Origin of the sequence: Sphingobium sp. C100, assembly GCF_000508185.1 — a bacterium.
Taxonomy (GTDB): domain Bacteria; phylum Pseudomonadota; class Alphaproteobacteria; order Sphingomonadales; family Sphingomonadaceae; genus Sphingobium.
This window is the reverse complement of record NZ_AYOY01000208.1, coordinates 1-18,063: the sequence shown is the minus strand read 5'-3', so window position 1 is coordinate 18,063 and position 18,063 is coordinate 1. Positions and strand designations below refer to the sequence as shown.

Sequence of the window (18,063 nt, the reverse complement as noted above, 5' to 3'; positions counted from 1 at the left end):
AAAAAAGCCGGTGATCGGCGTCGTCCATCGTTTTTCCAGCCATTCGCTGATGCTGCGTTATTGGCTGGCGAGCGCGGGGGTGGACCCGGACAAGGATGTCGTGCTGCGCGTGTTGCCGCCTTCGCTGACGGTGGAGGCGATGCGCGCGGGAGAGATTGACGGCTTCATCGCCGGCGAACCCTGGGGCAGCGCGGCGATCGAGGCGGGGCTGGCCGAAACGGTCGCCATTGGCGAGCGCATCTGGCGGCGGGGCGTGGAAAAGATATTGGCCTTCCGCGAAAGCTGGCTGGAGGAAAATCCCGATACGGTCGACCGGCTGTTGCGTGCGCTCGCGCGGGCTGCGGCTTGGTGCGACGATGCGGCCAACCATGCGACGCTGGCCGCGCTTCTGTCCGATCCGCGCTATGTCGATCAGCCTGCCGACCTCGTCCAGCGGGCGCTGGACGGGCAGATCGTGGCTCGCGCGGGCGAGGCGGCGCTGGCCAATCCTGACTTCATGCTGTTCGGCCGGGAAGCGACGCCTTTCCCCTGGCGCAGCCAGGCGTTGTGGATCTATTCGCAACTTGTGCGCTGGAAGATGGTGGCGCATGACGGCGCGACCGCGCAAAAGGCGGCTCATGTGTTCCGGCCCGATATTTTCCGCCGCGCGCTGGCGAACAGCGACGTGCCGATGCCGGGCGCGAGCATGAAGGTGGAAGGGGCGGTCGATGTCCCGCTGGCGGTCGGGTCGCGGCGCGGCGGACTGACGCTTGGCCCCGACCGATTCTTCGACGGGCGGATATTCGACCCGGAACAGATCGAATCCTATCTCGCGGCTTTTGCGCCGCAGCGTTGAATCGGCGGGCTATTTTGTGCCTTGCAACATAATGCGAATCGCGAGATAACATAAAGGTCGCGCGACGAAGCGCGTTGATCCGGATGTGCCGTCCCAAGGTGGGGATCGCATATCCTAACCATATTTCGCAGCAAAGCCGCTGGCCGGACTCACCCTGAAGGGTGACGTCCGGGCTGCGGCTTTTTTTCGTGTCCATTTCGCTGTTAGAGGGGACGTATCATGGCAACCGCTTATTGGGATCGCGAAGGACAGGACGCCGCGCCGGCCGCCGCGACCAGCTTCTGGAAGGCCGGCCACACGCCGACCTTGATCGCCGCCTTTCTCTATTTCGACCTCGCCTTCATGGTCTGGGTCTTGTTGGGGCCGCTGGCGCCGATGATTGCCCAGACCCTGGCGCTGACCCCGGCCGAAAAGGGGCTGATGGTTGCAACGCCGACGCTCGCGGGTGCGCTTCTGCGCGTGGTCAACGGCCTGCTGGTTGACCGGATCGGTCCAAAATTATCTGGTGCGATCAGCCAGTTGATCGTCATCGCGGGGCTGTTCACCGCCTGGCTGACGGGCGTTGACAGCTTCGCCGGCACATTGGCGCTGGGCGTCATCCTGGGCTTTGCCGGGGCAAGCTTCGCCATCGCGTTGCCGCTGGCCAGCCGCTGGTATCCGCCCGAACATCAGGGCAAGGCGATGGGCCTGGCCGGCATGGGCAATTCGGGCACGGTGCTCGCCTCGCTCTTCGCGCCGGTGCTGGCCAAGATATTCGGCTGGAACGCGGTGCTGGGTCTGGCCTGCATCCCGCTGACCATCGTGTTTGTCGCTTACATGATCATGGCGAAGGACGCGCCCAATGCGCCCGCGCCCAAGAAGATCATGGATTATTTCCACCCCCTCAAACAGGCCGATGCCTGGTGGCTGATGGGCTTTTACGCCGTGACCTTTGGCGGCTTCGTGGGGCTTGCCGCCAGCCTGCCCATCTATTTCACCGACCAGTTCGGCCTGACCCCGATCGTCGCGGGCTATTGCACCGCCGGTTGCGTCTTCGCCGGATCGCTGGTGCGGCCGTTGGGCGGCGCGCTCGCTGACCGGATCGGTGGTTCCAAGGCGTTGATGATGGTCTATGTCGTGGCCGCGCTGGCGCTGGCCGGCGTCGCCTACGCCCCGTCACTGGCGGCGGCGCTGCTGTGCTTCGTCGTGGCGATGCTGGCGCTGGGCACCGGCAATGGTTCGGTCTTCCAGCTCGTGCCGCAGCGGTTCCAGGCGGAAATCGGCATCATGACCGGCCTGGTCGGCATGGCCGGCGGCATTGGCGGCTTCTATCTCGCCAGCTCGCTGGGCTTCGCCAAACAGTTGACCGGCAGCTTCGCGCCCGGCTTCCTGATCTTCGCCGGCCTTGCCGTGCTGGCGCTGCTGGGCGTCGTCCTGGTGAAGGCGAAATGGCGCGCAAGCTGGACCACCGGCGCGCGCATCTGATCTGAAGAGGAGGGCGGCGGCCATTCAGGACCGCCGCCCCAATATCGTCCGGCCGCTTCTCTTCGTCCTAAGGGGGGACGATTTTCCATGAAAATTCTTCTCGCATCGGCGGCCACGCTGGCCGTCGCAGGGCCTGCCTGCGCCCAGCAGATCAGCCTCAAACCTCTCGCTGAAGCCCGGCTGCGCTATGAAATGGCGGAGCAGGACGGCCTGGCCGACGACCGGTCCGACGCGCTCACCATCCGTGCCCGTGCGGGTTTGACCGCCAGCAGCGGCGCCTTGTCGGCGACCGTCGTGTGGCAGGGGACACTCGCGCTCGTCGATGATTATTATGACGGGCTGCACGGGGCCGCCACCCGGCCGATCGTCGCCGACCCGAACAATGTCGCGCTCTATGTCGCGCAAATCCAATATAAGACGAAGATGGTCGCCCTGACCGGGGGCCGCCAGAAGATCGCGCTCGATGACGAGCGGTTCGTCGGCAATGTCGCCTTTCGTGACAATGGCCAGACTTTCGACGCCGTCCGCGCGGAACTGACGCCGGCAAAGGGATTGAAGCTGGATGTCTCCTATGCCTGGAGCGTGCGGACCATCTGGGGCATTGACGGGCGCGGCGCACGGCAGCAGGCGGTGCGCGGCGACAATCTCTTCGCCAACCTGTCCTATGGGACGCCGATCGGCACGCTGACCGGCTTTGCCTATCTGGTCGATCAGGACGAGGCGGCGATGCAGGCCTATCGCCTGTCGAGCCAGACCTATGGCGTGCGGCTGGCGGGGACGCAGCCGCTGTCGAAATCAGCGAAACTGTCCTATCAGTTCAGCTACGCGAAACAGGCGGACCATCACCGCAATCCCAACGACTATAGCGCGGACTATTGGCTTGCCGACGCCACCCTCGACCTGCGGGGCTGGAAGCTCAATGCCGGTTATGAAGTGCTCGGCGCCAGCAGCGGCGCGGCGCTCACCAGTTTCCAGACACCGCTCGGCACCAATTTCAAATTTCAGGGCTGGGCCGACAAATTCCTGGCCACGCCGCCCAATGGCCTTCGCGACCTCTATGTCGGCGGCGGCTATGGCTGGAAGCAGTTGGGACCGCTTTCGGCCGTGTCGCTGCAAGCGGCCTGGCATCGGTTCGACAGCGACCGGCTGGACCAGCATTATGGCGACGAATGGAATTTGCTCGCGGCGGCGAAATTCAGGAAGACCATGCTGTCGGTCCGTTACGCGCGCTATGACGCCAGCGCCCTGGCGACCGATACGCAGAAATATTGGCTCCAGGCCGACTGGAGCCTGTAATATATTATGGCTTGAGCCGGTGCGCGAATCGGCTTATGCTGCAGTGCAAAGGACAAGGATGTCCTTCCTTACATAGCTGCGGCGGTTCAGGGTAGGATCGTCAAGGCGCAGATGATGGCAAGGCCGCCATCCAGACTTTCGGGTTCGATCCCGGGGGTCTGGATGGCGGCCTTTTTCTTTTCCGAAAGGGACAGGCATGGACTTGCAGGTCAGGGACGAAAGCCGGGCGGGGGTGGCGGATGACATCATCATGCCGTTCGACGATGTCCGCGAACATCTGGTCGTGGTGGGCAACGGCATGGCCGGCTGCCGCGCGGTCGAGGAATTGCTGGCGCAGGATGGGCGGCGCTATCGCGTCACCATCTTCGGCGCGGAACCCTATGTGAACTATAACCGCATCATGCTCTCGCCGGTGCTGGCGGGGGAAAAGAGCTTCGATGACATCGTCATCAACAGCCAGCAATGGTATGCGGACAATGGCATAGACCTGATCGCCGGCGATCCGGTGACGGCGATTGACCGGACTGCCAAGGCGGTCACGAGCCGGTCGGGCCGGACGGTCCATTATGACAAGCTGCTGATCGCGACGGGCTCCGATCCCTTCATCATCCCGGTGCCGGGCCGGGATCTGCCCGGCGTCATCAGCTTTCGCGACATGAAGGATGTCGACACCATGCTGGAGGCCGCCGGGAAGGGCGGTGACGCGGTGGTGATCGGCGGCGGGCTGCTGGGGCTGGAGGCCGCGCATGGCCTGACCCGGCGCGGCATGAAGGTGACGGTCATCCACCTGATGGACACGCTGATGGAGCGGCAACTGGACGAGGCGGCGGGCTGGCTGCTCAAAAGCGCGCTGGAGGCGCGGGGCCAGACCATCCTGACCGGCGCCAACACCGCAGAAATCTTCGGCGACGGCAAGGTGGAGGGGGTGCGCCTCAAGGACGGCCGCGACATCCCGGCCAGCCTCGTCGTCATGGCCGTCGGCATCCGCCCCGCGACCGCGCTGGCCCGCGAGGCGGGGCTGGAGGTCAATCGCGGCATCAAGGTGGACGACCATATGGTGACCAGCGATCCCGACGTGCTGGCGGTCGGCGAATGTGTCGAACATGACGGTAATGTCTATGGCCTGGTCGCGCCCTTGTGGGACATGTGCCGCAGCCTCGCCGACGGCCTGACCGACCGGCATAGCGGCTATAAGGGCTCGGTCACATCGACCAAACTCAAGGTCGCGGGACTGGACGTCTTTTCCGCCGGCGATTTTTCGGGCGGGGAGGGATGCGAGGACATCGTCCTGCGCGATGCGTCCCGCGGCGTCTACAAGCGCGTCGTGGTGAAGGACGACAGGGTCATCGGCGCGGTCCTCTATGGCGACACGGCGGATGGCGGCTGGTATTTCGACCTGCTCAAGAAAGGCGAGAATGTCGCGGACATGCGCGACCTGCTGATCTTCGGCCAGGCCTTCGCCTCTGGAGGGGGCGCGCCGGACCCTAAGGCGGCCGTTGCGGCGCTCTCGGACGATGCCGAGATTTGCGGCTGCAACGGCGTCAGCAAGGGCCAGGTCGTTGCCTGCATCGGCGCGGGTGCCAGCAGCCTCGACGCGGTGCGCGCCGGGTGCAAGGCGTCGGCCAGTTGCGGCAGCTGCACCGGGCTGGTCGAAACCCTGCTCGCCGCGACCCTGGGCGATGACGTCCAGTCCGGGCCGAAGACGATGTGCAAATGCACCAGCTTCACCCATGACGATGTCCGCCGAGAGATTGTGGCGCAGAATATGCGCTCCATCCCCGAAGTGATGCAGGCGTTGCACTGGTCGACCCCGGACGGCTGTTCCTCCTGCCGCCCCGCGCTCAACTATTATCTGCTCTGTGCGCTGCCCGGCGAATATCAGGACGACCAGCAGAGCCGGTTCGTCAATGAAAGGATGCACGCCAATATTCAAAAGGACGGCACCTATTCGGTGGTGCCGCGCATGTGGGGCGGCCTCACCAACCCGCGTGAACTGCGCGCGATCGCCGATGTGGTCGAAAAATATGATGCGCCGATGGTGAAGGTCACCGGCGGCCAGCGGCTCGATATTTTCGGCATCAGGAAAGAGGATCTGCCGGCCGTCTGGGCCGATCTCAACGCCGCGGGGATGGTGTCGGGCCATGCCTATGGCAAGTCGCTGCGCACGGTGAAGACCTGCGTCGGATCGGAATGGTGTCGCTTTGGCACCCAGGATTCCACCGGCCTCGGCGTCAGGACGGAACGGATGACCTGGGGATCGTGGATGCCCCACAAGTTCAAGATCGCCGTGTCGGGCTGCCCGCGCAACTGCGCGGAAGCGACGATCAAGGATTTCGGCATCATATGCGTCGATAGCGGCTATGAACTCCATGTCGGCGGCAATGGCGGCATCCATGTCCGCGCCACCGACTTCCTCTGCAAGGTCGCGACCGAACAGCAGGCGCTGGATTTTTGCGCCGCCTTCATCCAGCTCTACCGCGAGGAAGCCCGTTATCTGGAGCGCACCGCACCGTGGATCGAGCGGGTCGGCATCGATTATGTGAAGCGCCGCATAGTCGAGGATGAACCGGGGCGGGAGGGGCTGCGCGCCCGCTTCCTCTATGCGCAGAGCTTCAGCCAGGATGATCCCTGGGCCGAGCGCGCCGCCGGCCGCCATGCCGAACTGCACCAGCATCTCCAACCCATCGCTATCGCTGCGGAGTGACACCCATGACCGACTGGATCGACATAGGCACGCTGGCCGACATTCCCCGGCGCGGCGCGCGCACGGTGCGGATCGGGGGCGCAAAGGACATCGCCGTTTTCCGCACCGGCGACGATCATGTTTTCGCGCTGGTCAACGAATGCCCGCACAAAAAGGGGCCGCTCAGCCAGGGCATCGTCCATGGCCATAGCGTCGCCTGCCCGCTGCACAACTGGACCATCGCCCTCAGGACGGGGCAGGCGCAGGGCGCGGATGAAGGCTGCACGCCCACCATAGCGGTGCGCCGGGAAGGAGACCGCATCCTGATCGCGCGCCCGGCCAGTATGAAGGCCGCCGCCTGATGGAGGAGGCGATCCGCACCACCTGCGCCTATTGCGGCGTTGGCTGCGGGATTTCGGCCACGCCGACGGGTCCGCGTTCGGCCGTCATCAAAAGCGACGAGGCGCATCCCGCCAATGCCGGGCGGCTCTGTTCGAAGGGCACGCATCTGGGCGAGACCATCGGTCTGCAAGGGCGGTTGCTCCATCCGATGATCGGCAGCAAGCGGGCGGGTTGGGACAAGGCGCTCGATCATGTCGCCCGCCGGTTCCGCGACACCATCGACCGCCACGGCCCCGACAGCGTCGCCTTCTATGTCTCCGGCCAGCTGCTGACCGAGGATTATTATGTCGCCAACAAGCTGATGAAGGGCTTCATCGGCTCGGCGAATATCGACACCAACAGCCGCCTTTGCATGTCGAGCGCGGTCGCGGGCCATAACCGCGCCTTTGGCGAGGATGTGGTGCCCGCCAGCTATGACGATCTGGATCAGGCGGACCTGATCGTGCTGGTCGGCTCCAACACCGCCTGGTGCCATCCGATCGTCTATCAACGGATTCAGGCCGCCCGCGCGGCGCGCGGGACCAAGCTGGTCGTGATCGACCCGCGCCGCACCGAAACCTGCGAGGATGCGGACCTGCATCTGGCCGTAAAGCCGGGCACTGACGTCGCGCTGATGAACGGGCTGCTGGCCTGGTGTGACGCCGTGGGGGTTACCGATCCCGCCTATATGGCCGACCATGTGACCACGCCCGAAGGCTTTTGGGACCATATCCGCACCGGCCATGATCTATGGACCACCGCCGCGACCTGCGACATCGCGCCCGCGTTGCTGGAGCAGTTTTTCAGGCTCTTCGCCGCGACCCCGCGCACCGTCACGCTATTCAGCCAGGGGATCAACCAGTCGATCCGCGGCACCGATCAGGTCAATGCGATCATCAACGTCCACCTCGCCTCCCGGCGCATCGGCGAGCCGGGCGCCGCGCCCTTCTCGATCACCGGACAGCCCAATGCGATGGGCGGGCGCGAAGTCGGCGGCTTGGCTTCCACCCTCGCCGCCCATATGGACTTCGCCCCCGATGATGTCGCGCGGGTCGGCCGCTTCTGGGCCGCGCCGCATATGGCCACCAGGGCGGGCCTGAAGGCGGTCGATATGTTCCGCGCCATCCATGAAGGGCGGATCAAGGCGCTGTGGGTGATGGCGACCAATCCCGCCGTGTCGCTGCCGGATGCGAACCGGGTGCGTGAAGCGCTGGAGACCTGCCCGTTCGTGGTCGTGTCCGACATCATGGCCGACACCGACACCAGCGTTCATGCCGATGTGCGCCTGCCCGCCGCGGGCTGGGGCGAAAAGGACGGCACCGTCACCAACAGCGACCGCACCATCAGTCGCCAGCGCCCCTTCATGGCGTTGCCCGGCGATGCGAAACCCGACTGGTGGATCATCAAGGAAGTCGCGCGCCGCATGGGCTGGCGCAACGCCTTCGCCTATGACCGGCCGGCCGACATCTGGCGCGAACATGCGCGCCTGACCGCTTATCAGAATGACGGCCAGCGCCTGCTCAACCTGCGCAGCCACGCCACCATCGGCAATGACGCCTATGATGCGATGGCGCCCTTCCGCTGGGGCGGCGACCCGTTCGCCGACGGCCGCTTCCCGACGCCCGATGGCAGGGCGCGGCTGGTGCTGACGAAGCAGATCGACGTGCAGGGCGCGCTGCAACACTGGCCCCTGACGCTCAACACCGGCCGCTATCGCGACCAGTGGCACACGATGACGCGCACCGGCCTGTCCCCCAAACTCGCCCGCCATCGCGAAGAGCCGCTGGTGGACATGCATCCCAGCGATGCGCAGGCGCTGGGCATTGCGGAAGGCGACCTGGCCCGCGTCTCGACCGCGCAGGGCGAAAGCCTTTTCCGCGTGGCCCTGAGCGCCGGGCAGCGTCCCGGCGACATCTTCACCCCGATCCACTGGACCGACCAGATTTCGAGCGGTGGCCGCACCGGCCTCTTGCCCCGGCCGCTGGTCGATCCTCATTCCGGCCAGCCCGGTTTCAAATCGACCCCCGCGCGCGTTCAGAAGGTCGCGACCCAGTGGCGCGGCTTCCTGATCCTGCGCAGCCAGGACGCGGTAAAGCCGCCTTGTCTCTGGGCGACGCGCGTCACCGTGCCGGGCGGCGCGCTTTACGAACTGGCTGGCAATGGCGATCCGGCGCGGCTCGAATCCTGCCTGCCCAAGGGCGAGCGGGTCGAGGCGATCGACCTGACGCGCGGATCGCGCCGCGTGGCGATCATCCGCGACGGCAGGCTGGCCGGCGTCCTGTTCGTCACCCGCGCGGGCCTGCTGCCCTCGCGCGACTGGCTCATCGATCAACTGGAGGTCGAGGGGGTGGGCGCGACCGTCCTCGCCGCGCGGGGTCCCGGCAGTCAGCCCGACAAGGGCGCGACCATCTGTGTCTGTTTCGATGTCGGCCTCAACCAGATCGTCGCCGCCATCCGCGACCAGCGCCTGGTCGATGTGCCGGCCATCGGCCAGGCGCTGGGGGCGGGGACCAATTGCGGCTCATGTCGGCCCGCCCTCGCCAATATCCTCGCCCAATCCCGTCAGGAGACGCTTCATGCAGCCGAATGAACTGATCGCACCGGGCGAAGTCTGGTTGGTGGGCGCAGGGCCGGGCGACCCGGACCTGCTGACCCGCAAGGCGGAAAAGTTGATCGCGGCGGCCGAGATCATCTTCCATGACGCGCTGGTCGGACCGGGCGTGCTCGACCTCATTCCCGACGGCGTCGAGCGGGTCAGCGTCGGCAAGCGCTCCGGCCGCCATTCAAAGGCGCAGGGCAGCATCAACGACCTGCTGCTCGCGGCGGCGAAGGCGGGCAAGCGCGTCGTGCGGCTAAAGGGCGGCGACCCGTCTGTCTTTGGCCGGTCGGCGGAAGAAATGGCGCACCTGGCGGCGGATGGGGTGCGCTTTCGCATCTGCCCCGGCATCACGACGGCGAGCGCGGCGGCGGCGAGCGGCCATGCCTCGCTCACCCTGCGCGGCGTCGCGCGCGGGTTGACCCTTGTGACCGCCCATCTCAAGGCCGGCGAACCGCTGGCGCTGGACTGGGAGACGCTGGCGCGGCCCGGCGGCACGCTTGGCATCTATATGGGCCGCGCGGCGGCAGGCGAGATCGGCCGGGCGCTGGTCGCTGCGGGGCGCGACCCGGACACGCCGGTGATGGTGGCGGTCAACGTCTCGCTGCCCAATGAGCGGCTGATCCGGGGCAAGCTGTCCGCGCTCGCCTTCCTGGTCGCGACGATCAGCGATGAAGACCCGACCCTGCTGCTGATCGGCGAAGCGGTGGCGGGAACGCAGATGGGGGCGCAGGCGGGTGCGAGCGTCGCGCAAGCGGTGCAATGACGGCCCAGGAATCGACTTAGGAGGACAGGTTCGCCAGATCCTCCGGCCGGTTGATGTTCGGCAATTCCAGCCCTGGCATAGTCACGATCCGTGCGCCGATGCGCTCCAGCCATCCATAGATGGAGCGATTATTCTCTTCCGCAAGATGGGTGTCCAGCTCCGCTGCCAGCGTAGCGGGCCACCAGCCGAGCAATTGCTGCCCCTCCAGAATCGCCGCTCCATCGCCGATCAGCGCGGCGGGCAGCTCTGCCGGATAGCGGGGCATGTCGCAGCCGGTGGTCAGCACGCCGGCAAAATCATGGGCCAGCGCATGATGCAGCGCCGAATTCAGGCCGCCCAGCGGCCCCATGTCGGGCCTCGGCCGATCGGGCAGGCCACCCTCTCGACCGCACAGGATGATCTCCGCCACATGCGGCGCCAGACCTGCAATCGCATGGTCGATCAAGCTGCGCCCGTTCAGTTGCGCCATCGCCTTGTCGCTGCCGAAGCGGGTGGATCGTCCCCCGGCCAGCACCGCGCCCAATATCGGTCTTCCGCGCACCAGCGCCTCCGTTGATGACGCGCCTCCGGGGGGAAGCGCGGCCTCAGTATACCGGCCCCGGCCGCTCCGTCGAGCCGTTCGCCCGCATCCCCAGCCGCAGGTGCAGATCATTGCGCTGCTGGAAGCGGCCGAATAGGATCGCGCGCATGAACGACGAATATAAAGTCCCGCCGACCGGAGTCCGGCCGATCGCCATGGCGAACCGGATCGCCCGCAATTGCGCGGTGGGGGCGGTGCGCCGCATGTCGGCTTGAACAATGACTGCGCGCCGCTGGCTTTCGTTCGGCTGACCCCGGCAGGCGGGGCGGAGCCGGTCGACCGTCCGCTGGCGCAAGAGGTGCCGGTCGCGATCGAATATGGCGGCGCGGGCTATGCCGTGCTGATGGCGACGCCCACCGATATAGCCGATCTGGTGCAGGGATTCACCCTTGCCGAGCGGCTGGTGACGCGGACGGACGCGTTGCTGGATGTCGACGCCCATGCGACCGACGCCGGCATCATCGCCCGCGCGAACCTGCCGCCGCATCGGACCGGGGCGCTGCTGGAGCGTGTCCGGCACCGCGCGTCCGATTCCTCCTGCGGCCTGTGCGGCATCGAAAATCTGGAGCAGGCGATCCGCCCGCTTCCGCGCGTCACGACGACGACGCGGGCCGACCGCGCCGCGATTTTCCGCGCGCTCGACGCGCTGCGCGCCCATCAACCGCTGAACGCGGCCACCGGCGCGGCCCACGCCGCCGCTCTGGTCGATGCTGACGGCACGATCCGGCTGGCGCGGGAGGATGTCGGGCGGCACAACGCCTTCGACAAGCTGATCGGCGCCATGGCGCGGACCGGCGCGGATTGGGACGGCGGCTTCGCGCTGCTGTCGTCGCGCTGCTCCTATGAACTGGTGGAAAAGGCCGCGCTGGCCGATTGCCCGCTGCTCGTCACCATCTCCGCCCCCACCCGCCTCGCCGCCGAGCGCGCGGCGTCGGCCGGCTTGCCGCTGATCGTGCTGGCGCGATCCGACTCGCTGCTGGCGCGCGGCCTGCCCCCTATCGAAACACCCATTGCCGGTTGAGCAGGAACACCACCCCCGGCGTCACGAACAGCATCGCCGGGATGGGCGACCATTGCGGCCAGCCCAGATGGGTGACGCACAGCCAGACCCAAAGGGCGTTCAGCGCATAGCTGACCAGCGACACCGCCACGAACTTCGCACCGCGCGCGGCATGTCCGTTCGTCCGTTCCTGATCGCGAAAGGTGAAGAGGCTGTGCGAGACATAACCGATGACGACCGCGCCGCCATAGCCGATCAGGTTGGCGAGCTGGACATGCAGGCCGCCAAGCGCCGCCAGGCACCAGTAGATCGTCGCCTGGCAGGCGGTGACGAACAGGCCGGTGAGCCCATAGCGAAAAATCTGCCAGAACAGCGCCTGATGCTCCGGCGACAGACGTTGCGCGAATTTCATGAAGGCCCCCGTTGCGCTTTGATGCGGAGCGTCTAATCGACGCACATGAACTTGCAAAGCCGGGACGCCCTGCGTGGAAAATTGGCTGCCGTGGCGCAGTGTCTGTCCTTCTATGCCAGCCGCCACTGGAAATGGCTGACCTGCCTGCTCTGGATCGCGGTGATGGTCGGCATGGTGATGGCGCGATGGCCCGCAATCTACTGGCTGGTGCTGGGCGATACCGACGATAATATCCGTTATGTGCAGGTGAAGGACTGGCTGGCGGGGCAGGGCTGGTTCGACCTGCGCCAATATCGGCTCGACCCGCCGGGCGGGGCGAATATCCACTGGTCGCGGATCGTCGATATTCCGATCGCCGGCCTGATGCTCTTCTTCCGCGCCTTCGTCGATCAGGGGCTGGCCGATCGGCTGGCCTGCGCCATCGCGCCGCAACTGCCGCTGTTGCTGCTGATGCTCAGCCTGGGCTTCATCGGGCGGCGGCTGGCCGGCCCCCATGGCTGGATTCTGGCCGTCGCCGCGCCCTTCGCCGCGCAGATGGGTCTTGGCATGTATGCGCCGATGCGGATCGACCATCATGGCTGGCAACTTGCGCTGGCGCTGACCATGCTGGCGGGCGTCATCGACACCAACCGGTTGCGCGGCGGTGTGATGGCCGGGGTCAGCAGCGCGCTGTCGATCGCCATCGGTATGGAGATGATCGTCTATCTGGCGGCGGGCGGCGCGCTGATCGCGTTGCGCTGGGTCTTTCGTCCGGGGGCGGAGCGGCGGATGCTGCCCTATGCGCTGAGCCTGGGCGGGTCGACCTCGCTGCTTTATCTGCTCTTCGCCAGCTATGCCAACCGCGCGATGGTCTGCGATGCGCTTTCGCCCATCTGGGTCGCCATGTTCGGTGCGGCGTCGGCGGGCATGGTGCTCCTGTCCCTCGCCCCCTTGCGCGGCTGGTGGGTGCGACTGGCGGCAGGCGCGGTCGTGGGCGGCGCGGTGGCGCTGTTCTTCTGGCTCAACTGGCCGCAATGCCTCAGCCCCTATCAGATTTCGCCGGAGCTTCAGCGGCTCTGGCTCGCCAATATCCGTGAAGCAAAGCCGATCACCGCGCAGGCGCAAAGCCTTGTCGTGCCGTTGCTCGCCTTGCCTGCCGCCGGCCTGCTCGGCCTGCTCTGGGCCTTGTGGGATGCGCGGCGGGATGGCGAACGGCTCTGGGCCTGGGCGACGGTCGGCCTGATGATGCTCTTTGCCGCCGCCTTGCTCTTCTGGCAGTTGCGCGCCGGCCCGGCGGCGCAGTTGCTGGCGATCCCGCCCGCCGCCTGGGCCGCGCATCGGCTGATCGCGGCGGTGCTGACTGGCGGGCGCCGCGCGCGGATCGCGGCGGGGGCGGGTGTGGCGCTGCTTGCCGCCATCGCCTTCGTCTATCCGCTCTATCCGCAGGCGGTGAAGCTGTATCAGGAGGTCACGGGCACCAAGCCAAAGCCCTGGCGTCCGTCTGCGGTCGCGCGCCGCGACGCGATCAAAAAAGCGAATGGCCGCTGCCGCACGCTGCCGGCGCTGGAACAACTGGACCAGCTTCCCGCCGCGACCATCTTCACCATGGTCGACCTTGGCCCGCGCATCCTGGCGACCACGCATCACAGCGCCGTCGCTGGCCCTTATCACCGTAATGGCGCGGCGATCCTGGACATCCACCACGCCTTTGACGGGCCGGCGCGCGATTTCCGCGCCCTCGCGGCGAAGCATCGCGCCGCCTATCTGCTGATCTGCCCCGATTTCCCCGAAGGCACCATCTATCAGTCGCGCAGCCCGAACGGCTTTTACGCCGGACTGATGCGGGGCGAGCGCCCGGACTGGCTGGTGCCGGTCGAACTCAAGACCGACATCACGCTGCCCTATCAGCTCTATCGCATCCTCTATTCACCGACGGGCGGCGAAAAAGCTGCGCAGCAGCGCTGAGGCCTCGGCCTCGGCCAGCCCGCCATAGACGTCCGGCCGGTGGAGGCACTGAGCATGGGTAAAAAGGCGCGGCCCCTGCTCGATCGCGCCGCCCTTGGGGTCGGGCGCGGCATAATAGAGCCGCGCGATCCGGGCATGGGATATTGCTCCCGCGCACATGGGGCAGGGTTCCAGCGTGACCCACAGGTCGCATCCGGTCAGGCGGAAATCGCCCAGATGCGCCGCCGCAGCCCGCATCGCCACGATTTCCGCATGGGCGGTCGGGTCATGATCGCGCCGGTTGTGATTCTCGCCTTCGCCGATGATGATGCCGTCCCTGCTCACCACCGCGCCGATCGGCACCTCGCCCGCAGCCTCGGCCGCGCGGGCTAGGTCGAGCGCGCGGCGCATGGGCGCGGGCAGGGGAAAGGGCGGAGCCATGCCCCGCCCTAGACCATTGTGAAGACGGCTGGAACCGGCGCCGTCGCCATGCGCGCGGTCAAAGGCGTCGATATGCTTGGACCGTCAGGGCTTCTTCACGTCCACCGTCGGCACTTCGACCGTTTCGTTGCGCGATCCGACCTCGACCTTGGCCACGTTCGCCTCATATTTCGGCAGGGTTCCGCCCTTGACCGACAATTCGGGCAGACGGCCTTCCTGCGTTCTTTGCAGGTTGATGAAGCCGGTGGCGATGCCGCCGGCCAGGATGAGCAGGACAATGATCAACAAGCCACCAATGATTCGCATTTCGGCCTCCGTTGGAATAACCCATGTCAAACGTCCGGTCGCACGAAAGGGTTGCGTCGCCGCTGGCGGCGGGTTGACGGCGGGAATGAATCCCGTTATCCGCGCCACTTTCCGAACGAACCCGAATTCAAAGGTTGATTGACTATGTCGCGCATTTGCGAGCTGACCGGCAAGGGCCGCCAGGTGGGTCACAATGTGTCCCACGCCAATAACAAGACCAAGCGCGTGTTCCTGCCCAACCTGCAGAACGTCTCGCTGATTTCCGAAGCGCTGGAAACCAGCGTGAAGCTGCGCGTATCGACCCATGGTCTGCGCTCGGTCGAACATAATGGCGGCCTGGACAACTGGCTGATCAAGACCAACGACGAAAAGCTGTCGCTCAAGGCGCGTCGCCTGAAGCGCGACATCGTCAAGAAGAAGGCCGCCGTCGCGGCCTGATTCCTCTCGATTCGTTTCGGCAAGCAAGCGGCCTGGTGACAGGCCGCTTTTTTGCGTGCGATCGGGGCGTGGGATCAAAGCCCAGCGGGCAACTGGAATTTCAGCAGCAGCGTGCGCTGGAAAAACTCGTGATTATCGTCGGATATGATCCAGACGATCGCGCGGCCCTGGTCGCGGGTCACGGCCATCCCTTCAAAATTGTCGGACAGCAACGGCGGCGCCAGCCGGGCGAGAGTGTGCGCCTTCAAGATGGCGTCAGGCGCAAGTCGTTCGGGCAGATCGACGATGGCGATCGTCGCGGTGAACAGATCCTGCAGCGTCAGCCGACGATTGAGCACCAGCAAATGGCGCTCATCCAGCGCCACCGCGTCGGTCGGGCGATAACCGCGCGGCGCGGTATAGCGTAGATGCACCGGATCGCCGGTCGCCCTATCGGCCGGATCGCCGGGAAACAGCAGCACATCATGGCGGCCTTCGGCAGTCGCGCCCATTTCGCCGATCGCCAGAAAGCGGCCGTCGGGCAGGCGGGCGAGCGATTCGATCGACCCGGTCTTGGGCCAGGCGGCGATCTCCGGCCAGGTCCGGCAGGCTTCGACCCGCGCAAAACCGGGGCCATAGCGGCAAATCGACTGTTGCAGCTCGAATCCGACCCAATAGCGGTCGGTGGCCGGATCATGGGTCAGGGATTCAGAATCCCAGGCCCACCAGGGCCGCTGACGATCCTGCGGGCGGATCGGCAGAGGCGCGATGAAGGGGCGTCGCGACGCGGCCTGCGGTCCGACATGAAAGCCCATCAATATACCGGCATCGCTCAGCGCCAGCATTTCGCCCTGCGATGACGCCAGCAGCGCGGAAATGCCGCCAAAGCCGGCATTGGCGCTGCGCAATTCCCATCCCCCCATATAGGTCAGCGCACCCACGCGGCGGCGCATGGGGTCCGTCGCGTTCAACGGCAACGGGCGGGCCGTCACCAGCAGCGTGCCCGGCCGCACCGTCTCGGGCTTGCCGGGATGGGGCGCGGGCAACAGCAGCACGGCGAGCGCCAGGACGATCAGGATTCGGCTCATTACCGCCCCGCATAGGATAATATCCGGCAGGGCGCAGCATAGCAGTGACCAGCCGCGTCCATGTGAACGGCCGCTGACAACGCCATTCAGGACCGGCTCAAGGCGAATCAGCCATAACGGCGTCAGTTAATGGCGAATCCCGTCTTTCGAGCTTCGCCCATGAGAATGGCTTTTTGGAGGAGCAACGCCATGAAGATGAAGTTTCTAGTGAATATGGGAGCCGCTCTCGCGATGGGCGCTGCTTCCCTGGCCGTCACCGCCACGCCGGCCATGGCCCGCGATCATTATCGCGGCGGCTATGAACGGGGCGATCATTATCGCGGCAACAGCCGGGCCTATCGCGGATATCGCGGCGACTATAACCGCAGCTATCGCGGCAACCGCTATTATCGCAATACTTATAATCGTGGCTATCGCGGCAATTATCGCTGCCGGGACAACGGCACCGGCGGCACCATCATCGGCGCGATCGCCGGCGGCCTGCTGGGCAATGAAGTCGGCAAGGGTTCGGGTCGTTATGGCCGGGGCGATGGCACCACCGGCGCCATCATCGGCGCGGGCGTGGGTGCACTGGCTGGTCGCGCGATCGATCGCGATTGCTGAACCGGTTATAAATTTACGGATAAGCGGCAGGGCCGTTCCCTACGGGGAGCGGCCCTTCCTCATGTTTCACCGTCCCCCCGTGGCGGTCGGGCGGGCGCCTGGCGATGTCGGTCGGCCTCCGCTGCGGCCCGGGCGGCCGGGTTCAGGCTCTTGTCGCCGTCCTGAACCGCGCCGGTGCGCGCATCCAGTTGTGCGGCGGCCTCGTTCAGCGCGCGTGCCTCGCTGGCGCTGACGCCGCCCACGCCATCGTCCCCCGCCGGTCCACAACCGGCCAGACTCAGCAGCATCGCGAACAAGGATAGTCGGCGGATCATGGCTGCGCTTTCAATGGAAAAGGGGCCGCGCCGTTGCCGGAGCGACCCCTTTTGCAAATTTTCCCTGGGAAGGGACAACTTACATCGCGTTGGCGACGTTGTTGGTCGCTTCCGACGCAGCGTTCGCGGCATTGTCGGCGGCGTTCATCGCAGCGTTCATGGCATTGTCGGCAGCGTTCGACGCGTTCTCGGCGGCGTTAGCCGCTTCGTTGGCGGCATTTTCATGGCTGCCTTCGCAAGCAGCGAGGCCGAGCGAAGCAGCGAGAACGAGCGAAAGAGCAATCGACTTGGTCATGGGCAACAACCCCTCTCTGAGATAAAAAAGATGCAGACCACTCTCGGAGAAAAGCTCACCCCCCATTGCGCCTGCGTCGCGATTCGTAATGCTTTGAGCGGATCAAGGCAATCCCATTCATGCAACAGCAAGGCTGGACAGGGATCGTTACGCTTCGTTCACCGCAGAAATGAGGAGCATTGACGCATATAAAGATTTCTTTATATGATGCTGCAATGCACTCCGCTCTCGACATTTTCCGGGCGCTCGGCGACCCGACGCGGCTGCGGATCGTGCATTTGTTGCGCGCCATGGAGCTTGCGGTGGGAGAAATCGCCCAGGTTGTGGGGCAGAGCCAGCCGCGCGTGTCGCGCCATGTTCGCATCCTGGCCGAAGCCGGGCTGGTGGAGCGGCGCAAGGAGGGGAACTGGGTTTTCCTGCGACTGGGCCGGGACGAAGGGGTCGTGCCCTTCCTCGCCCTGTTCGACCGGCTGGAGCCATCCGACAGCGAAGCCTTGTGGCAGGCGGCGGATCTTGCCCGGCTGGCGGCGGTGCGGGCGGATCGGGCCAGGGCGGCGGAGGCCTATTTTGCCGAACATGCCGAGCAATGGGACGCGATCCGTTCCCTGCATGTGCCCGAGGCGGAGGTAGAGGCGGCGATGACCGCTCTGCTGGCGCGCGAGC

General features: G+C 66.0%; 20 protein-coding genes. 12 read left to right on the top strand and 8 right to left on the bottom strand.

Annotated features, from left to right (window positions below; translation table 11 throughout):
• The 7 genes from C100_RS46200 to cobA all read left to right on the top strand — a co-directional run.
• The coding region (locus C100_RS46200; RefSeq protein WP_024021994.1) for an ABC transporter substrate-binding protein at positions 1–835 on the top strand (835 nt) is incomplete at its 5' end.
• Between the two features lie 219 nt (positions 836–1,054).
• On the top strand, positions 1,055–2,299 hold the full coding sequence (locus tag C100_RS46195; protein ID WP_024021993.1) for a nitrate/nitrite transporter: 1,245 nt from the start codon (positions 1,055–1,057) through the stop codon (positions 2,297–2,299).
• Between the two features lie 87 nt (positions 2,300–2,386).
• Positions 2,387–3,595, top strand: a complete 1,209-nt coding sequence (locus C100_RS46190; protein ID WP_024021992.1) for an alginate export family protein — start codon at positions 2,387–2,389, stop codon at positions 3,593–3,595.
• 196 nt (positions 3,596–3,791) lie between these two features.
• Positions 3,792–6,299 (top strand): nitrite reductase large subunit NirB, encoded by a 2,508-nt coding sequence (gene nirB / locus C100_RS46185; protein ID WP_024021991.1) that lies wholly within the window; start codon positions 3,792–3,794, stop codon positions 6,297–6,299.
• 5 nt (positions 6,300–6,304) lie between these two features.
• Complete coding sequence (gene nirD, locus C100_RS46180; protein WP_024021990.1) at positions 6,305–6,640, top strand: nitrite reductase small subunit NirD; 336 nt, start codon at positions 6,305–6,307, stop codon at positions 6,638–6,640.
• Positions 6,640–9,249 carry a nitrate reductase gene (locus C100_RS46175; RefSeq protein WP_024021989.1) on the top strand — a complete coding sequence of 870 codons (2,610 nt, stop codon included), beginning with the start codon at positions 6,640–6,642 and terminating at the stop codon, positions 9,247–9,249. Before nirD ends, C100_RS46175 begins: the two co-directional genes overlap by 1 nt.
• A complete protein-coding gene (cobA, locus tag C100_RS46170; RefSeq protein ID WP_024021988.1) occupies positions 9,236–10,021 on the top strand; it encodes a uroporphyrinogen-III C-methyltransferase in 786 nt (261 codons plus the stop codon). The genes C100_RS46175 and cobA overlap by 14 nt, the downstream gene beginning before the upstream one ends.
• A gap of 16 nt (positions 10,022–10,037) precedes the next feature.
• Here cobA and mobA read toward each other — a convergent pair whose 3' ends face one another.
• A complete protein-coding gene (gene mobA, locus C100_RS46165; protein ID WP_024021987.1) occupies positions 10,038–10,562 on the bottom strand; it encodes a molybdenum cofactor guanylyltransferase in 525 nt (174 codons plus the stop codon).
• 43 nt (positions 10,563–10,605) lie between these two features.
• Entirely contained in the window at positions 10,606–10,806 is a 201-nt protein-coding gene (locus tag C100_RS48795; protein WP_024021986.1) for a hypothetical protein, read from the bottom strand.
• A 6-nt stretch (positions 10,807–10,812) separates the two neighbouring features.
• Here C100_RS48795 and fdhD point away from each other — a divergent pair, with 6 nt between their 5' ends.
• On the top strand, positions 10,813–11,622 hold the full coding sequence (gene fdhD, locus C100_RS46155) for a formate dehydrogenase accessory sulfurtransferase FdhD (protein WP_031310334.1): 810 nt from the start codon (positions 10,813–10,815) through the stop codon (positions 11,620–11,622).
• Here fdhD and C100_RS46150 read toward each other — a convergent pair.
• Entirely contained in the window at positions 11,597–12,013 is a 417-nt protein-coding gene (locus tag C100_RS46150; RefSeq protein WP_024021984.1) for a GtrA family protein, read from the bottom strand. The two genes, fdhD and C100_RS46150, sit on opposite strands and share 26 nt — an antisense overlap.
• A 45-nt stretch (positions 12,014–12,058) precedes the next feature.
• On the opposite strand from C100_RS46150, the gene C100_RS46145 reads away from it, so the two are divergent.
• The gene (locus tag C100_RS46145; protein WP_024021983.1) at positions 12,059–13,957 is read left to right on the top strand and encodes a hypothetical protein; all 1,899 of its coding nucleotides are present in this window, start codon (positions 12,059–12,061) and stop codon (positions 13,955–13,957) included.
• Here C100_RS46145 and C100_RS46140 read toward each other — a convergent pair.
• Both C100_RS46140 and C100_RS49405 read right to left on the bottom strand, forming a co-directional pair.
• Complete coding sequence (locus tag C100_RS46140; RefSeq protein WP_024021982.1) at positions 13,919–14,377, bottom strand: nucleoside deaminase; 459 nt, start codon at positions 14,375–14,377, stop codon at positions 13,919–13,921. The genes C100_RS46145 and C100_RS46140 overlap by 39 nt on opposite strands.
• An 84-nt stretch (positions 14,378–14,461) precedes the next feature.
• Positions 14,462–14,683: a hypothetical protein gene (locus C100_RS49405; protein ID WP_024021981.1), complete on the bottom strand. Its 222-nt coding sequence runs from the start codon at positions 14,681–14,683 to the stop codon at positions 14,462–14,464.
• 144 nt (positions 14,684–14,827) lie between these two features.
• Between C100_RS49405 and rpmB the strand changes: the two genes are divergently transcribed.
• Positions 14,828–15,121, top strand: a complete 294-nt coding sequence (rpmB, locus tag C100_RS46130) for a 50S ribosomal protein L28 (RefSeq protein WP_024021980.1) — start codon at positions 14,828–14,830, stop codon at positions 15,119–15,121.
• Positions 15,122–15,195: 74 nt separating this feature from the next.
• Here the strand turns inward: rpmB and C100_RS46125 are convergent, their stop codons facing one another.
• The gene (locus tag C100_RS46125; protein ID WP_024021979.1) at positions 15,196–16,188 is read right to left on the bottom strand and encodes an esterase-like activity of phytase family protein; all 993 of its coding nucleotides are present in this window, start codon (positions 16,186–16,188) and stop codon (positions 15,196–15,198) included.
• Positions 16,189–16,377: 189 nt separating this feature from the next.
• Here C100_RS46125 and C100_RS46120 point away from each other — a divergent pair, with 189 nt between their 5' ends.
• Positions 16,378–16,791, top strand: coding sequence for a glycine zipper 2TM domain-containing protein (locus tag C100_RS46120; RefSeq protein WP_024021978.1), 414 nt, complete (start codon positions 16,378–16,380; stop codon positions 16,789–16,791).
• 59 nt (positions 16,792–16,850) lie between these two features.
• Here C100_RS46120 and C100_RS46115 read toward each other — a convergent pair whose 3' ends face one another.
• Together C100_RS46115 and C100_RS46110 are read right to left on the bottom strand one after the other, a co-directional pair.
• Entirely contained in the window at positions 16,851–17,105 is a 255-nt protein-coding gene (locus C100_RS46115; RefSeq protein WP_024021977.1) for a hypothetical protein, read from the bottom strand.
• 79 nt (positions 17,106–17,184) lie between these two features.
• The gene (locus tag C100_RS46110) at positions 17,185–17,400 is read right to left on the bottom strand and encodes a hypothetical protein (protein WP_024021976.1); all 216 of its coding nucleotides are present in this window, start codon (positions 17,398–17,400) and stop codon (positions 17,185–17,187) included.
• Between the two features lie 215 nt (positions 17,401–17,615).
• On the opposite strand from C100_RS46110, the gene C100_RS46105 reads away from it, so the two are divergent.
• A partial coding sequence (locus C100_RS46105) for an ArsR/SmtB family transcription factor (protein ID WP_024021975.1) occupies positions 17,616–18,063 on the top strand: 448 nt, incomplete at its 3' end.

Bases quoted from the DNA above. Each gene is read 5' to 3' on its own strand.
- C100_RS46195 (WP_024021993.1), top strand. From the start codon at position 1,055: ATGGCAACCGCTTATTGGGATCGCGAAGGACAGGACGCCGCGCCGGCC.
- C100_RS46190 (WP_024021992.1), top strand. From the start codon at position 2,387: ATGAAAATTCTTCTCGCATCGGCGGCCACGCTGGCCGTCGCAGGGCCT.
- nirB (WP_024021991.1), top strand. From the start codon at position 3,792: ATGGACTTGCAGGTCAGGGACGAAAGCCGGGCGGGGGTGGCGGATGAC.
- nirD (WP_024021990.1), top strand. From the start codon at position 6,305: ATGACCGACTGGATCGACATAGGCACGCTGGCCGACATTCCCCGGCGC.
- C100_RS46175 (WP_024021989.1), top strand. From the start codon at position 6,640: ATGGAGGAGGCGATCCGCACCACCTGCGCCTATTGCGGCGTTGGCTGC.
- cobA (WP_024021988.1), top strand. From the start codon at position 9,236: ATGCAGCCGAATGAACTGATCGCACCGGGCGAAGTCTGGTTGGTGGGC.
- C100_RS48795 (WP_024021986.1), bottom strand. From the start codon at position 10,806: ATGCGGCGCACCGCCCCCACCGCGCAATTGCGGGCGATCCGGTTCGCC.
- C100_RS46150 (WP_024021984.1), bottom strand. From the start codon at position 12,013: ATGAAATTCGCGCAACGTCTGTCGCCGGAGCATCAGGCGCTGTTCTGG.
- C100_RS46145 (WP_024021983.1), top strand. From the start codon at position 12,059: ATGAACTTGCAAAGCCGGGACGCCCTGCGTGGAAAATTGGCTGCCGTG.
- C100_RS46140 (WP_024021982.1), bottom strand. From the start codon at position 14,377: ATGGCTCCGCCCTTTCCCCTGCCCGCGCCCATGCGCCGCGCGCTCGAC.
- C100_RS49405 (WP_024021981.1), bottom strand. From the start codon at position 14,683: ATGCGAATCATTGGTGGCTTGTTGATCATTGTCCTGCTCATCCTGGCC.
- rpmB (WP_024021980.1), top strand. From the start codon at position 14,828: ATGTCGCGCATTTGCGAGCTGACCGGCAAGGGCCGCCAGGTGGGTCAC.
- C100_RS46125 (WP_024021979.1), bottom strand. From the start codon at position 16,188: ATGAGCCGAATCCTGATCGTCCTGGCGCTCGCCGTGCTGCTGTTGCCC.
- C100_RS46120 (WP_024021978.1), top strand. From the start codon at position 16,378: ATGAAGATGAAGTTTCTAGTGAATATGGGAGCCGCTCTCGCGATGGGC.
- C100_RS46115 (WP_024021977.1), bottom strand. From the start codon at position 17,105: ATGATCCGCCGACTATCCTTGTTCGCGATGCTGCTGAGTCTGGCCGGT.
- C100_RS46110 (WP_024021976.1), bottom strand. From the start codon at position 17,400: ATGACCAAGTCGATTGCTCTTTCGCTCGTTCTCGCTGCTTCGCTCGGC.